The sequence below is a fragment of the Janthinobacterium fluminis genome (genome assembly GCF_028595325.1).
Classification (GTDB): Bacteria; Pseudomonadota; Gammaproteobacteria; order Burkholderiales; family Burkholderiaceae_D; genus Janthinobacterium; species Janthinobacterium fluminis.
Genome location: NZ_JAQQXR010000001.1, coordinates 589,350 through 603,036, shown reverse-complemented (window position 1 = coordinate 603,036; position 13,687 = coordinate 589,350). Strand labels below are relative to the sequence as shown.

The window sequence follows — 13,687 nt, the reverse complement described above, 5'->3', positions numbered from 1 at the left end:
TGCACTTTTCCTGACCTTCCGGGGTCAGGAAAAAACCCGGCCAACCGCTTTGCCGGTTGGCTTTTTTTTTACCCATGCCACATGGGAGAAAACCGATGGCGATAGAGCGCATTCCCCCGACAATCCCGCTGCTGCCGCAAATTACCCAGCGCCTCGACGTCAGCAACGCCACCCCGCTGGCGGCCGACATCGTGCGCCCGCTGGTGCCGCTCGGCCCCTACATGGCGGCGCCCCCCGACGGCGGCGCCGGCGCCCTGCCGCAGGCGCAGCAGCAAGCCTTCGCCAGCCTGGCCGCCACGGTCGGCCCGGACGCGACCCCGCACGACAGCAGCGCCATGCAGCAAAATCAACTATTCTTTTCGCGCCAACTGGTCTGGCAGGCGCCCAATCCGGCCACGCTGGCCTCGTCCTGGCGCGTGATGGTCAAGACCTATGGCGAGCAGTACGCAGCCCTGCAGGAGCAGGCGCGCGGCCAGCACGTGCCGGGCATGCTGCTGATGGCCGAACATCCGGCCGTGCTGCGCGAAGGCGCCCGCCCGCCGCTGGCGATGGACACCGAGGCCTGGCGCTTCGCCGTTTACGGCTGGGGCGGCCAAAGGCTGATGCTGCGCGTGCTCGCGCGCGACGATGACGAAGACGCCGGCGCGCCGAAGCGGCAGCGCGGCAAGGTGGCGCTGCGGCTGGAACTGCTGCTCGACGACATGGGCCGCGTGCTGGTGCAAATGGAGCCGGCGGGCGACGGCATCCTGCTCGACCTGGCGGCGGCCAATCCGGCCGCGCTGCTGCACGTGCGCCGGCTGCTGCCGCAACTGGCCGAGGCGATCGCCCGCTCCGGCCTGCGCGTGCTGCGCTGCCACATCAACCGCTCGCTGCAGGCGGGCGCGGTGCACAACAACTATCCCATGCAGGCCGCCGCGGCGGCGCTGTCGCTGCCGCTGTTCCGCGCGATGGCCGAGGTGGCGCTGTTGCTGACGCGGTCGGACGAGCACGCGGCGCCGGCGCCGCAGGAAACGGCGGCCACGCCCGAGCCGGCCGAACCGGAGCTGGAGCAGGTGCTGGAGCAGGCCCTGCTGGAAGCCGTGCCGGCGCCCATGAACCTGGAGCCGGACCTGGAACCCGATCCCGAGCTGGAAATGCAGATGGAATTGCAGCTGGAATGGGAATCGGAGGCGGCGCCGCAGACGGCGCCGTGACGACCCTTGCGCCGCACAGCAAAAAGCCGACCACGAGGTCGGCTTTTTTGTTTGCCGCATCCGTGGCGGCCCATCAAGCGGGTGCGGCTAGCCGACCGTGCCGATGATGCTCACTTCACGGTTTTCCGGAATTTCATTGTAGGACAGCACATGCAGGCCGGGTGCGAACAGGCGCGCGTAGCGGGCCAGCAGCGGCCGGATCTGCGGCAGCACCAGCAGCAGCGGCGGCGTCGCCTGCTGCTTCATCTGCTCGCGCGCCACCGGCATGTTCAGTTGCAGCTGCGACAGCAGGTGCGGGTCGATCGGGTAATTGTCGAGCGCCACCTTGCCGCCCTGGCGCGCCTGGTTCAGCGAACCGAGCAGCATATTCTCCAGGTCGCCGCCCAGGTTAAATGCCTGCATCTCGGTGCGCTGGCCGAACAGGCCGCTGACGATTTGCCGGCGCAGCGCGCAGCGCACCTCGGCCGCCAACAGGATGGGATCCTTGGTCGTTTCGGCGCTGTCGAGCAGGGTCGTGGCGATTTGCACGATATCCTTCAGCGACACATTTTCCGTCAACAACACGCGGAATACCCGCAGCAACTGGGTGTGCGTGAGCGCCTTGTCGAGCGCTCCGGCCAGCTTCGGCGACAAGGCCGTCAGGCGCTCCAGCAGGGCCGGCACGTCTTCATGCCGGAACAGCTCAGGCAGGTATTCGCGGACCACTTTCGACACGTGCGTGGCGATCACGCTGGGCGCCTCGATGACCTGGTAACCGAGGCCCAGGGCGTGGGCCTTCTGGCCCACCTCGATCCACGTCACCGGCATCGCATAGGCCGGCTCGATGCCGGGAATGCCGTCGAGCTGGCCGTAGACGTTGGGCGACGGGATCGCCATCAGGCGGTCGGCCATCACTTCGGCCTGGGCGACGATGCTGCCGTTGAGCACGATCGCGTACTGCGCGGGCTTCAGCGCCAGGTCGTCGCGCACGCCGATGGCCGGCAGCAGCAGGCCCAGCGCCTCGCTCAAGCTTTGCCGCACGCCGCGCACGCGCTTGGTCAGCGGCTCGCCCTGGCTCTTGTCTATCATGCCGACCAGCTTGTAGCCCAGCGTCACCGTCAGTTGCTGCACAGCCGGCAATTGCTGCCAGTCCAGCTCGGGCGCCCGGTCTTCGCGCAGCGCCGCCTCGATGGCCGCCATATTGCTCGGCTCGGCCTGCATCACCCGCTTGCTCAGGCGCCAGCCGACGAAGCCCAGCACGACCGCGAAGGTCATGAACATCAGCCACGGCATGCCCGGCACGACGGCCAGCACGACCATCATGCCGGAGGCGCTGAACATCACCGCCGGCGAGGTCAGCACCTGGCCCGCCACCTGCTGCTCGAAGTCGCCAGAGTCGCTGATGCGCGTGACCAGGATGGCCGCCGCCGCCGACAGCAGCAGCGCCGGGATCTGCGCCACCAGGCCGTCGCCGATGGTCAGCAACGCGTACTGGCGGAACGCGTCGCCGAAGGACAGGTCGTGCATGATCGAGCCGATGGCGACGCCGCCGACCATATTGATGATCAAGATCAGGATACTGGCGACGGCGTCGCCGCGCACGAACTTCGAGGCGCCGTCCATGGCGCCGTAGAAGTCGGCCTCGGCGGCCACGTCGAGGCGGCGCAACTGGGCCTTCTCCTGGTTGATCAGGCCGGCGTTGAGGTCGGCGTCGATGGCCATCTGCTTGCCCGGCAAGGCGTCCAGCGTGAAACGCGCCGACACTTCGGAGATGCGCTCGGCGCCCTTGGTGACGACGGCGAAGTTAATGATCATCAAGATCACGAAGACGACGATGCCGACCACGAAGTTGCCGCCGATGACGACATTGCCGAAGGCCTCGATCACCTGGCCGGCCGCGCCCGTGCCCGTGTGGCCGTGCAGCAGCACGACGCGGGTCGAGGCGACGTTCAGCGTCAGCCGCATCATCGTCGTCGCCAGGATCACCGTCGGGAACACGGAGAAGTCCAGCGGCCGCTTGGCCGAGACGCTGACGAGGATGACGATCAGGGCCAGCACGATGTTGAACGTGAACAGCACGTCGAGCAGCACCGGCGGCAGCGGCAAGATAATCATCGCCAAAATCACCAGCAGGAACAGTGGCGTAGCGAACTTGTGGCGGCGCATTTCAGCAACCACGCGGTTCAGTAAATTCATGTCGGCGAGACCTCACTCAGATGAGATGGAACGACCACCTCGTTGGGAAATTGTGGCTGGGCAGTGCGCTGCCCAGTGCGGAAAGCTTTCAATTGCAGCACGTAGTTCAGCACCTGCGAGACGGCCTGGTACAACTGCACCGGGATCTGCTGCTGCACCTGGCTGGTGTTGTAGATGGCCCGCGCCAGCGGCGCCAGTTCCAGCGTCTCGACGCCGTGCTCGCGCGCCACCTGGCGGATGTACAGGGCCATCTCGTCGACGCCCTTGGCGACGACGAAGGGCGCCTCGGCGCGGTCGGTGTCGTACTTCAGCGCGACGGCGTAATGTTCGGGATTGACGATGACGACGTCGGCCGTCGGCACCGTCTTGCGCACGCTGCGCCTGGCCAGTTGCTGCTGCAGTTGGCGGATGCGCTGGCGCACCTCGGGCCGCCCCTCGCTGCTCTTGTGCTCTTCCTTCAAATCCTGCTTGCTCATGCGCTGGCCCTTGGCGAAAAAGAAGGCCTGGGCCGGCACGTCGATCAGCGCGAAGAAGATGAACACCGAGCACAGCGCCATCAAGCCGTCCAGCATCAGGCCGGCGCCCTGGGTCAGGGCCTCCAGCATGGTCTGCTTCTGCAAGCCGACATAGTCCTGCAGCGAGGCGCGGCTGACGTGCACCAGCACCCAGCCCAGCACGCTCGCCTTGCCGATCGACACCAGCAAGTCGAAGCCGTGTTTTTGCGACACCAGGCGGCCCAGGTTCTTGGCCGGGCTCAGGCGCTCGAACTTCGGCATCCAGTTCTTCGTGCTGATGACCCAGCCGCCGGGGATCATCGAGCCGAGCACGATGGCCAGCGGCACGACGAACAGCGGCAGCAGCATCTTGATCAGCAGCGCCACGGCGCTGGCGAAAATGCCCGACAGCGTGTTTTCCAGCGCGCCCTCGCTGCCCAGCGGCACGAAGCTCATGGCGAACAATTCGCGGAAACCCTGCAGGTAGCCGGGCACCAGCCAGACCAGCAATTTCAGGCTGACGAGGATGCCGATGGCCGTCGACAGGTCGCGCGAGCGCACCACCTGGCCCTCTTCGCGGGCCTTCCTGAGCTTCTGGTGGGAAGCCTTTTCGGTTTTATCGCCGGTGCTCGATTCAGCCATGGCCAGCCACCCGCATTTGTTGCTGCAACATCTCCAGCACGCGATTCGTCATGCCGATGTAATGCTCGGGCACGAAACGGACGATCTGCGCCAGCATCAGCAGGCCGAACAGCGTGATGACGGAAAAACCCAGCGAGAACAGGTTCAGCGACGGCGCCACGCGGTTCAGGAAGCCGAAGCCCAGTTGCACCACCATCGTCGAAAAGACGATGGGGATGGCCAGCAGCATCGCCGCGGCGAACACCCAGGCGACATTGTAGGCCACCGTCTGCAGCAGCAGCGGGCCATAGCCCTGCCCCAGCGGCCAGGCCTGGAAGCTGGCGCCGACGACGCCGGCCAGCACCAAATGGCCGTCTATGCTGAAAAACACGATAATGCTGAGAATCGACAGCAGCGCCGAGACGACGTCCGAGGAATTGCCGTTGACGGGATCGTTCATGACGGCCATCGACAGGCCCATCTGGCTGGACACGAGGTAGCCGAGCACGGCGATGACGGACATGCTGAAATGGAAGGCCAGCCCCATCGCGCCGCCGATCACGGCCTGCTCGATGGTGGCGACGACGGCGTGCAGCGAGAACGGGTCGATGGCGATGACGCCCTTGCTCACCGGCAGCATCAGGATCGCCAGCACCAGGGCGATCAGCACGCGCACCGTCACCGGCGTGAGCGCGTCGCCGATCACCGGCGCCGCCGTCAGCATCGCCAGGATGCGGCAGAACGGCCACCACAAGGCCGTCAGCATCGGCAGCAGCTGGGTCAGTACGTCTTCCATGGCGGTGCCGCGCTAGCCGACCAGGGTGGCCGCGCGCTGGAAAATCGAAACGCAAAAATCCATCAGGTAGCCGGTCATCCAGCGCCCCAACAGTATCATCGCCAGCAGCGTCACCAGCAGGCGCGGCAAAAAGCTCATCGTCTGTTCGTTGATCTGCGTGGCGGCCTGCACCAGCGCCACCAGCAAGCCGGTGATCAGGCCGGGCACGACCAGCACCACGGCCAGCAGCATGACCAGGTGCAGGGCTTCGACGACCAGGTCGACGGCGACATCGGGAGTGAGCATCAGTAGGCCTGCACGCTGGTGACGAGGGTGTTGACGGTGAGGGTCCAGCCGTCGACGAGAACGAAGAGCAGCAGCTTGAACGGCAGCGAAATGACCAGCGGCGACAGCATCATCATCCCCATCGCCATCAGCACCGACGACACCACCAGGTCGATGACGAGGAAGGGAATGAACAGCAGGCAGCCGATCTGGAAGGCCGTCTTCAGCTCGCTGAGCACGAAGGCGGCCAGCTTCACCGTAAACGCGTGCTCCTCGGGCTTGGTGGCGGCCGGCTCGCCGGCCAGGTGGGCAACCTGCGCCAACGCCGCCTTGCTGGTCTGCGCCATCATGAAGCGCGACAGCGGTTTTTCGGCGATTTTCAAGGCTTCCTGCAAGCCGATCTTGTCCTGGTCGTAGGGCAGGAAGGCATTCGTCCAGATTTGCTCGCCGATGGGGCGCATCACCAGCAGCGTGAGGATCAGCGCGACGCCGGTGATGATGCGGCTGGGCAGGCCCTGCTGCAGGCCCAGGGCCTGGCGCAGCAGCGACAGCACGATGACGAAGCGGGTGAAACTGGTCATCATCATGACCAGCACGGGCAGCAGCCCGAGCAGGGTCATGACGATCAGGATCTGGGTCTTGACCGTCAAGTCCGTTTTCGCGCCCGGCACTATGCCGGCGAGCAAATCGGCGGCGCCGGCCGGCGCGGCCGCCAGGGCGCCCAGCAGCAGCGCGCCCAAGCCCGCCGCCGCCAGCGCACGGCGCCGCGCGGCGCCGGACAACGCCAGCGTCATGACGTCATCATGTCGAGGTTCAGGCCGTCCAGGTCGATCACCTTCAGGCCATAGTTTTCGCCGGCGACGACGACTTCGGCGCGGCCGATCGGCGTGCCGTTGACCTTGATCACCAGCGGTTCGCCGGCCAGCATGTCGAGTTCGATCACGCTGTCGGGGCCGATGGCCATCAATTCCTGCAGCGAAATGCGGGCCGAACCCACCTCCAGCGTCAGCGTGACGGGGATCTTGCGCATCATCTGCGGAATGTCGCGCCGCGTGCGCGTGGCCGTGACGTCGCTGACGTCGCTGACGTGGTCGATGATCATGTCTTCCGTGAGGTCGCCCAACATACCCTCATCTGGATTGGTTTCGTTCATATTCATAATTATTCGACATCTTCAAAGGAGGTTAAACAGAGCTTGCCCTTGTGTTCCGACACGGCGGCCGTGAACAGGCGCGAATCGGCCAGCATGACGTCGGTGCGGTTCAGGCTGACCGGTATGACGTCGCCGACGCGCAAGTCGAAGAGTGCGCCCAATTGCACTTCCTTGCTGACCAGGCGCCCTTCCAGCGTCACCTGCAGGCGCGAAGCCAGCGGGCGCACGCTCTTCAGCGCTTTTTTCGCCTGCTCGCGCTCGGGCAGCAAGCCGTGCAGCACGTCGGCCATGGCGGCCTTGTCGAGCGAAAACCAGAACTGGCCGCGGGCGCCGGCGGCGACGTCAGCCACCGTGACGGTGACGATCCAGCCGCCGCGGGCCGGATGCACGCCCGGCTGGGCGCGCAATTCGCCGACGGCCTCGGGCACGTCCTTGGCGACGGCGGCCAGGTTGTTGCGCACGCGGCTCAGCAGCGTCGCGACGAATTGTTGCCCAAGAACAACAGCAAGCCGCTCCTCCGTGGCCGTCACGCGCACGGCGTCCGGATCGGGCGCCTCGGCCGGCTTGGCGCCGCCGCGGCCGTAGCGGTAGTTGAGGACGTCCAGCAACACGGGACGCTCCAGCGCGAAGCCGACCTGCCCCGGCGCGTTGCCGAAACTGAGCCAGCGTCCGCCCGGCGCCTCGGCCTCGACGCGGCTGAAGGCCACCGTCTCGACCTGGTAGGCGCCCCAATAGCGCCGGCTCATCGGCAGGCGCATGGCGCCCGCCAAGTCTTCCCGCAACTGCGCCGCGAATACATGCAGCAGGTGGACGGGCCGTCCCAGCAGGCAGGAATCGAGGGTTTGATGCGGCAAGGGTTGATCTGTCTTTGTAATATTCGTCATGTAATGGTCATGTCAGATCATATCGGTCTCGATGCAATTATACGGATCGCGCGCAATTACGGTGGCACGTCTGGTGACCTGCCGGACCAATTTACGCATCGTAACTTAAAGTCAGATGATCTCGGAAGTAAACGATACATCAATTTGACAATTATTGCCACGCATCAATACCTAAACCCTAAAACACCCTTTACAATATAGTTGCCAAGAGGTAAGCTTACACGCATAGAATTCCCCATAGAGGGGGCCTCCGGGCGATAGCCTGGGACTGCCTTTAACTACTGATTTTAAAGTGAATTTTAATCGCCGCTGGCGCACAGCAGGTTTATGATAGGCAGGTCGCGGGCGGCACGGCAACACAAGCCGGTTGGCGCCGCGGCGATCCTGCCTCGAATACCTTTCTTTGCGTTTGGCCAACATACTGACAATCAAAACCGATCGGGTTCGCGCCCGCGAGTCGGCAATCAAAACGCGCCTTCCCCTGCCTGTCCCGGTCCGTCCGGCCGGCCGGCAAGGGCGGCAAATGTGGCAGCCAACATCAACTAGGGGTGACAAGATGGGCAATGAACTGGCGGGCTTGATCAAAGCGGATCTGGCGGCTTTAACGAACGATGCCCAAGGGCTGGCCGCGCTGCAGGTGGCGCCGGCGGCGCAACTGCACGGCGAGGCGCCCTCCGGCATGTCCTTCGCGCAAAGCCTCAAGGATGCCGTCGGCAAGGTCGACAACGACGACCGCCTGGCCGCCGAGCGCATGGCCGACGTCGACAGCGGCAAGAGCGGCGACCTGGTCGGCGCCATGCTGGCGAGCCAGGAGGCGAGCCTGTCGTTTTCCATGCTGATGCAAGTGCGCAACAAAGTGATGGGCGCCGTTGACGAACTCATCAAGCTGCCCCTGTAAGTCCACGCGAAAGACCACTACGTGATAAACACCCTCAAGTCCCTCTTCGCGCGCTGGCGCGCGTCCGGCCTGCCGGCCGCCTCGCCGGCGCTGCTGAAAACCCTCGCCCCCCTGCTGTTGCTGGCCGTGGGCCTGACGGCCATCGTCATGATGTATTTCTGGCGCGACCAGGCCAATTACAAACCGGTTTTCGGCACGCGCGAAAAAGTCGCCGTCACCGAAATGATGGGCGCCCTGGACGCCGAGCACATCGGCTACCGCCTGCACCCGGACACGGGCCAGGTGCTGGTGCCGGAAAGCCAGCTGGGCAAGGTGCGCATGATGCTGGCGTCGAAAGGCGTCACCGCGCAACTGCCGGCCGGCCTGGAATTGATGGACAAGAGCGATCCGCTGGGCGTGTCGCAATTCGTCCAGGATGTGCGCTTCCGCCGCGGCCTCGAAGGCGAGCTGGCGCAGAGCATCATGAGCCTGGACGCCATCGCCTCGGCCCGCGTCCACCTGTCGATCGCCAAATCCACCTCCTTCGTCTCCAGCGACGGCGAGAAGTCCTCGGCCTCCGTGGTGGTCGCCGTCAAGCCGGGCCGCACCCTGGCCACCGAGCAGATCGCCGCCGTCATCAACATGGTGGCCGGCAGCGTCGCCAGCCTGAGCCCGCAGCGCGTCAGCCTGGTAGACCAGGCCGGCAACTACCTGTCGGCCCACATCGACCTGAGCGACGGCTTCGACGCCGGCAACAACGGCAACGACAACGCCAAGCGCATCCAGGACGAGATCAAGCGCAATGTGCGCGAGCTGCTCGGCCCCGTCATCGGCGAAGACAATTTCAAGGTCAGCGTCACGGCCGCCGTCGACAACGACCGCGTCGAGGAAACCGTGGAGAAATACGGCGAAGCGCCGAAGGTGACCAGCGAGGCCACCCGCGAGGAGCAAGACCGCAACCGCATGGTGCTGGGCGTGCCCGGCACGTTGAGCAACCGGGCGCCGACCGCCGCCGTGCCGGCCCCGACGGCCGACCCAGCAGACCCCGCCGCGGCGGCCGCGGCCGCGCCGAAACCGGCCGACGAGGGCACGGCGCGCAAGAACGCCACCTCGCGCCAGTTCGCCTATGACCGCAGCATCACGCAAATCAAGCGCAGCCGCGGCCGCCTGCAGAAACTCAGCGTCGCCGTCGTCCTCAACAACGGCGCCGCGCCGAACGCGAAGAGCGGCTGGAACGCCGCCCAGCTGGCGGATATGGACAAGATGCTGCGCGGCGGCCTGGGCATCAACACCGAGCGCGGCGACGTGCTGGCCGTGTCCGCCCTCGCCTTCCCGGCCAAGCCGCCCGTGGCGCAGTGGTGGGAAGAACGCGACAACGTCGTCGACATGAGCAGCTGGGCCATGTACCTGGTCGGCGCGCTGCTGGGCTTCTTCCTCGTGCTGCGTCCGCTGCTGCGCCTGCTGACGGCGCGCCTGGCGCCGCCAATGATGCAGCCGGCCGACGCCAAGCTGGTGCACGCCGGCGCCAACGGCGCGGCCGGCGCCGGCGCCGCCAACGCGGCCGCCCTGGCCGCCCCTGGCGTGGCCGGCGCGCCACAGTTGCCTGGCATGGAGGCGCAAGCCAACGCGATGCCGGTCGTGCCGCTGCTGGAAAACTATGACTTGCCGCCGGCCGGCTCGGCCGTCGACGTCATGGTCGACCACTTGAAAGTGCTGGCAGAAAAGGAACCCGAACGGGTCGCGGAAGTCGTCAAACAATGGATGCAGAAAAATGGCCGAACTCAATAATATGAACGACAACGTCGATGACGGCACCGTGCTGACGCCGGTCGAACAGGCCGCCATTGTGCTGCTCAGCATAGGCGAGGAGCCGGCCGCGGCCGTGCTGCGCTGCCTGTCGCGCGAGGAATTGCTCGAAGTGACGCAGGTGATGTCGCGCATGAGCGGCATCAAGGTCGAATCCGTCAAGCACGCGATGCAAACCTTCTTCGACGACTACCGCCAGCAAAGCGGCGTGCACGGCGCCTCGCGCACTTATCTGAAGCGTTCGCTCGACCTGGCGCTGGGCAGCGACATCGCCAACAGTGTGCTCAACAATATTTACGGCGACGCCATCCGGCCGAAAATGGCCCGCCTGCAGTGGGCTTCGCCGAAGTGGCTGGCCGAATACATCGTCAACGAACACGTGCAGATGCAAGCCGTCTTCCTGGCCTTCCTGCCGCCGGCCCTGGCCGGCCAGATCCTCGACGCCCTGCCGCTGGACGGCCGCGACCTGGTGCTGCTGAACCTGGCGCGCCTGGACGAGATCGACCGCGACCTGCTGATCGAGCTCGACGAGCTGGTCGGCCGCTGCCTGGGCACGCTCGACACGCAGAGCACCAGCGTCGAGGGCATCCGCCAGGTGGCCGAGATCCTCAACCGCATGCCGGGCAACCGCGCCGCCCTGGTTGAACTGCTGCGCGCCCACGACCCGGAAGTGGTGTCGGAAATCGAGATGAGCATGTACGACTTCTTCATCCTGTCGCGCCAGAGCGAGGTGGCGATCACCCGCATCCTCGAGGACGTGCCGCTGGAGCTGTGGGCCATCGCCCTCAAGGGCGCCGAGCCGGCCGTGCGCGACGCCATCCTGAAGACCATGCCGCGCCGCCAGGCGCAAAGCTTCGAGGACATGATGCGCCGCTCCGGCCCCGTGCCGCTGTCGCGCATCGAGCAGACGCGCCAGGAAATCATGGCCACCGTCAAGGGCCTGGCCGACGCCGGCGAAATCGAGGTGCAACTGTTCGCCGAGGCGGTGGTCGAATGAAACACGCGTTCCGCTCCTACCGCTTTCCGCCGCTGTCGCAGTTCATCGCCGCCGGCCAGCGCTCCGAGGACACCGACGGCCAGTGGCAAGCCTCGGTGGCGGAGGGATTCGAGCAGGGCCAGCGCGACGGCTACGAGGTCGGCCTGGTGCGCGGCCAGCAGGACGGCTACGACGCCGGCCGCAGCGACGGCACGGCGCGCGGCCGCGAAGAGGGCCGCAACGAAACCCTGGTCACGCTGGACCGCCTGGCGCGCCCCGTCGACGCCATCCTGAAGAACCTGCGCCAGGTGCGCGCCGACTACCGCGCCGCGCAGCGCAAGGAAGTGGTCGACCTGGTCGCCAAGGTGGCGCGCCAGGTCATCCGCGCCGAGCTGGCCTTGCAACCCGTGCAACTGCTGGCCCTGGTCGACGAGACGCTGGCGTCGATGCCGCCGACGCGCGAGGAAATCGACGTCTTCCTCAATCCGGAAGAGCTGAAACGCATCAGCGAACTCGATCCGAAGCGCGCCAAGCGCTGGAACCTGATCGCCGACGCCCGCCTCGACGCCGGCGAATGCCGCATCAAGGCCGGCGACAACGAGGTCGACGCCGGCTGCCACCAGCGCCTGGCCGCCTGCATGGAACAGGTCAGCAACCACCTGCAACTGGCCGCCGAACACATCGACGAGGAAGTCAGCTGATGCTCGCCGATACGCTGCGCAATCTCGAGATCGGCGCCGTGCCGGTCGCCACGCCGACCGGCCGCCTGGTCGGGGCGTCGGGCTTGCTGCTCGAAAGCGCGGGCTGCCGCCTGCACACGGGCCAGCGTTGCCAAATTGAAACCGTGAACGGCGAGTGGCTGGACGCCCAGGTCGTCGGTTTCCGCGAAAAACTGTCTTACCTGATGCCGTTCAAGAAAGCCTCCGGCATGACCACGGGCGCCCGCGTGCTGCCCCTGCCCGACAAGGCCAGCCTGCAGATCGGCCCGTCCTGGCTGGGACGCATGGTCAACGGCCTGGGCGAGCCCATCGACGACCTCGGCCGCCTCGGCGGCGAGCACACGCTGGAAGTGACGCCGCCGCGCATCCACCCCCTGAAGAAAAAACCCGTCACCGAGCCGCTCGACGTCGGCGTGCGCGCCATCAACGCCATGCTCACGCTGGGCAAAGGCCAGCGCGTCGGCCTGATGGCCGGCAGCGGCGTCGGCAAGAGCGTCTTGCTGGGCATCATCACGCGGCAAACCGTCGCCGACGTCGTCGTCGTCGGCCTGATCGGCGAGCGCTCGCGCGAGGTGCGCGAATTCGTCGAAATGTCGCTGGGCCCCGAGGGCTTGAAAAAAGCCGTGCTGGTGATCGCCCCGGCCGACGAGTCGCCGCTGATGCGCATCATGGCCACCGAACTGTGCCACTCGATCGCCGCGCACTTCCGCGACCAGGGCAAGCACGTGCTGATGCTGGTCGACTCGCTGACCCGCTACGCGATGGCGCTGCGCGAAGTCGCCCTGGCGCTGGGCGAGCCGCCGGCCACGCGCGGCTACCCGCCGTCGGTGTTTTCGGCCCTGCCGCAACTGGTCGAGAGCGCCGGCAACGGCGAGCACGCGGACGGCAGCATGAGCGCCATCTACACCGTGCTGGCCGAGGGCGACGACCAGCAGGATCCGGTCGTCGACACGGCCCGCGCCATCCTCGACGGCCACATCGTGCTCACGCGCGAGCTGGCCGAACGGGGCCACTACCCGGCCATCGACATCGCCGCCTCGATCAGCCGCTGCATGGCCCAGGTCATCGAAACGCCGCATTTGCTGGCGGCGCGCGCGCTGAAGGCGTCGATGGCCCGCCACGCCCGCGTGCGCGACCTGATTCCGCTGGGCGCCTACGTGCCCGGCGCCGACCCGGTCACCGACCGGGCCGTCGACCTGCATCCGCACATCGAAGCCTTCCTGTGCCAGGGGACGAAGGAAGAAGCCCCCCTGGAGCCCTGCGTAGTCCAACTTGAAAAGATGATGGCATGACAAGCTCCCATACGATCAGAAACCTGACTACCCTGGTAACGCTGCGCAGCAACGAGCTGGAGCGTCTGCAAACCGACATGGCGGCCCAGACCCAGGTGCGCGAGCGCTACCAGAAGAACCTGGAACGCCTCACCGGCCTGTACACGGCCAGCGGCGCCAGCGGCGCCTTGCCGCTGGCCCTGTCCGTCAACTGCGGCAACTACAAGCAAGCCGTGATGGAAATGGTCGACACCCACCGCACCGATCTGCACCTACACGAGGCCAATATGGCCGTGGCCCAGCGGGTGCTGAACGCCGCCTGGGCCAAGCGCGAGGTGCTCGACCAGGTGTTGACGCAAAAACAAAAGGACGCCGACGTGTCCGTGCAGCGCCGCGACGCCAAGCGCCAGGACGAGCTGGCCACGCAATTCTGGTTCCGCGGACAGGGGAAGTAATGT

Annotated in this window: 14 protein-coding genes; 7 read left to right on the top strand and 7 right to left on the bottom strand. The window is 66.3% G+C overall.

From position 1 onward, the window contains the following. Positions 1 to 95 precede the first annotated feature (95 nt). Positions 96 to 1,193 carry a hypothetical protein gene (locus OIK44_RS02780; RefSeq protein ID WP_273669144.1) on the top strand — a complete coding sequence of 366 codons (1,098 nt, stop codon included), beginning with the start codon at positions 96 to 98 and terminating at the stop codon, positions 1,191 to 1,193. Between the two features lie 87 nt (positions 1,194 to 1,280). Here the strand turns inward: OIK44_RS02780 and OIK44_RS02775 are convergent, their stop codons facing one another. Genes OIK44_RS02775 through OIK44_RS02745 form a run of 7 tightly spaced genes read right to left on the bottom strand, consistent with a single transcriptional unit; the run spans position 1,281 to position 7,580 of the window. Beyond that, on the bottom strand, positions 1,281 to 3,368 hold the full coding sequence (locus tag OIK44_RS02775) for a flagellar biosynthesis protein FlhA (protein ID WP_273669143.1): 2,088 nt from the start codon (positions 3,366 to 3,368) through the stop codon (positions 1,281 to 1,283). Continuing rightward, positions 3,365 to 4,504: a flagellar type III secretion system protein FlhB gene (gene flhB / locus OIK44_RS02770; RefSeq protein ID WP_273669142.1), complete on the bottom strand. Its 1,140-nt coding sequence runs from the start codon at positions 4,502 to 4,504 to the stop codon at positions 3,365 to 3,367. Before flhB ends, OIK44_RS02775 begins: the two co-directional genes overlap by 4 nt. Then, positions 4,497 to 5,279, bottom strand: a complete 783-nt coding sequence (locus tag OIK44_RS02765) for a flagellar biosynthetic protein FliR (RefSeq protein ID WP_273669141.1) — start codon at positions 5,277 to 5,279, stop codon at positions 4,497 to 4,499. The genes flhB and OIK44_RS02765 overlap by 8 nt, the downstream gene beginning before the upstream one ends. A gap of 12 nt (positions 5,280 to 5,291) precedes the next feature. Next, positions 5,292 to 5,564 (bottom strand): flagellar biosynthesis protein FliQ, encoded by a 273-nt coding sequence (gene fliQ, locus OIK44_RS02760; RefSeq protein ID WP_273669140.1) that lies wholly within the window; start codon positions 5,562 to 5,564, stop codon positions 5,292 to 5,294. Continuing rightward, the gene (gene fliP / locus OIK44_RS02755; protein WP_273669139.1) at positions 5,564 to 6,337 is read right to left on the bottom strand and encodes a flagellar type III secretion system pore protein FliP; all 774 of its coding nucleotides are present in this window, start codon (positions 6,335 to 6,337) and stop codon (positions 5,564 to 5,566) included. Before fliP ends, fliQ begins: the two co-directional genes overlap by 1 nt. Further along, positions 6,334 to 6,702, bottom strand: a complete 369-nt coding sequence (locus tag OIK44_RS02750; protein WP_273669138.1) for a FliM/FliN family flagellar motor switch protein — start codon at positions 6,700 to 6,702, stop codon at positions 6,334 to 6,336. The genes fliP and OIK44_RS02750 overlap by 4 nt, the downstream gene beginning before the upstream one ends. A gap of 2 nt (positions 6,703 to 6,704) precedes the next feature. Next, positions 6,705 to 7,580: a FliM/FliN family flagellar motor switch protein gene (locus OIK44_RS02745; RefSeq protein WP_273669137.1), complete on the bottom strand. Its 876-nt coding sequence runs from the start codon at positions 7,578 to 7,580 to the stop codon at positions 6,705 to 6,707. 556 nt (positions 7,581 to 8,136) lie between these two features. On the opposite strand from OIK44_RS02745, the gene fliE reads away from it, so the two are divergent. From fliE to OIK44_RS02715, 6 genes are read left to right on the top strand one after another with little or no spacing between them, the layout of a single operon-like run. Next, the gene (gene fliE, locus OIK44_RS02740; protein WP_273669135.1) at positions 8,137 to 8,478 is read left to right on the top strand and encodes a flagellar hook-basal body complex protein FliE; all 342 of its coding nucleotides are present in this window, start codon (positions 8,137 to 8,139) and stop codon (positions 8,476 to 8,478) included. Between the two features lie 21 nt (positions 8,479 to 8,499). Beyond that, positions 8,500 to 10,245, top strand: coding sequence for a flagellar basal-body MS-ring/collar protein FliF (gene fliF, locus OIK44_RS02735; RefSeq protein WP_273669134.1), 1,746 nt, complete (start codon positions 8,500 to 8,502; stop codon positions 10,243 to 10,245). Continuing rightward, complete coding sequence (locus tag OIK44_RS02730; RefSeq protein WP_273669133.1) at positions 10,229 to 11,260, top strand: flagellar motor switch protein FliG; 1,032 nt, start codon at positions 10,229 to 10,231, stop codon at positions 11,258 to 11,260. Before fliF ends, OIK44_RS02730 begins: the two co-directional genes overlap by 17 nt. Further along, the gene (gene fliH / locus OIK44_RS02725; RefSeq protein ID WP_273669131.1) at positions 11,257 to 11,940 is read left to right on the top strand and encodes a flagellar assembly protein FliH; all 684 of its coding nucleotides are present in this window, start codon (positions 11,257 to 11,259) and stop codon (positions 11,938 to 11,940) included. Before OIK44_RS02730 ends, fliH begins: the two co-directional genes overlap by 4 nt. After that, positions 11,940 to 13,250, top strand: a complete 1,311-nt coding sequence (gene fliI / locus OIK44_RS02720; protein WP_273669130.1) for a flagellar protein export ATPase FliI — start codon at positions 11,940 to 11,942, stop codon at positions 13,248 to 13,250. Before fliH ends, fliI begins: the two co-directional genes overlap by 1 nt. Next, positions 13,247 to 13,684, top strand: coding sequence for a flagellar export protein FliJ (locus tag OIK44_RS02715; RefSeq protein WP_273669129.1), 438 nt, complete (start codon positions 13,247 to 13,249; stop codon positions 13,682 to 13,684). Before fliI ends, OIK44_RS02715 begins: the two co-directional genes overlap by 4 nt. Positions 13,685 to 13,687 lie beyond the last annotated feature (3 nt).

What these genes read in the sequence shown, in the direction of transcription:
- OIK44_RS02780 (WP_273669144.1), top strand. Translation starts at nt 96, where the DNA reads ATGGCGATAGAGCGCATTCCCCCGACAATCCCGCTGCTGCCGCAAATT.
- OIK44_RS02775 (WP_273669143.1), bottom strand. Translation starts at nt 3,368, where the DNA reads ATGAATTTACTGAACCGCGTGGTTGCTGAAATGCGCCGCCACAAGTTC.
- flhB (WP_273669142.1), bottom strand. Translation starts at nt 4,504, where the DNA reads ATGGCTGAATCGAGCACCGGCGATAAAACCGAAAAGGCTTCCCACCAG.
- OIK44_RS02765 (WP_273669141.1), bottom strand. Translation starts at nt 5,279, where the DNA reads ATGGAAGACGTACTGACCCAGCTGCTGCCGATGCTGACGGCCTTGTGG.
- fliQ (WP_273669140.1), bottom strand. Translation starts at nt 5,564, where the DNA reads ATGCTCACTCCCGATGTCGCCGTCGACCTGGTCGTCGAAGCCCTGCAC.
- fliP (WP_273669139.1), bottom strand. Translation starts at nt 6,337, where the DNA reads ATGACGCTGGCGTTGTCCGGCGCCGCGCGGCGCCGTGCGCTGGCGGCG.
- OIK44_RS02750 (WP_273669138.1), bottom strand. Translation starts at nt 6,702, where the DNA reads ATGAATATGAACGAAACCAATCCAGATGAGGGTATGTTGGGCGACCTC.
- OIK44_RS02745 (WP_273669137.1), bottom strand. Translation starts at nt 7,580, where the DNA reads ATGACGAATATTACAAAGACAGATCAACCCTTGCCGCATCAAACCCTC.
- fliE (WP_273669135.1), top strand. Translation starts at nt 8,137, where the DNA reads ATGGGCAATGAACTGGCGGGCTTGATCAAAGCGGATCTGGCGGCTTTA.
- OIK44_RS02730 (WP_273669133.1), top strand. Translation starts at nt 10,229, where the DNA reads ATGGCCGAACTCAATAATATGAACGACAACGTCGATGACGGCACCGTG.
- fliH (WP_273669131.1), top strand. Translation starts at nt 11,257, where the DNA reads ATGAAACACGCGTTCCGCTCCTACCGCTTTCCGCCGCTGTCGCAGTTC.
- fliI (WP_273669130.1), top strand. Translation starts at nt 11,940, where the DNA reads ATGCTCGCCGATACGCTGCGCAATCTCGAGATCGGCGCCGTGCCGGTC.
- OIK44_RS02715 (WP_273669129.1), top strand. Translation starts at nt 13,247, where the DNA reads ATGACAAGCTCCCATACGATCAGAAACCTGACTACCCTGGTAACGCTG.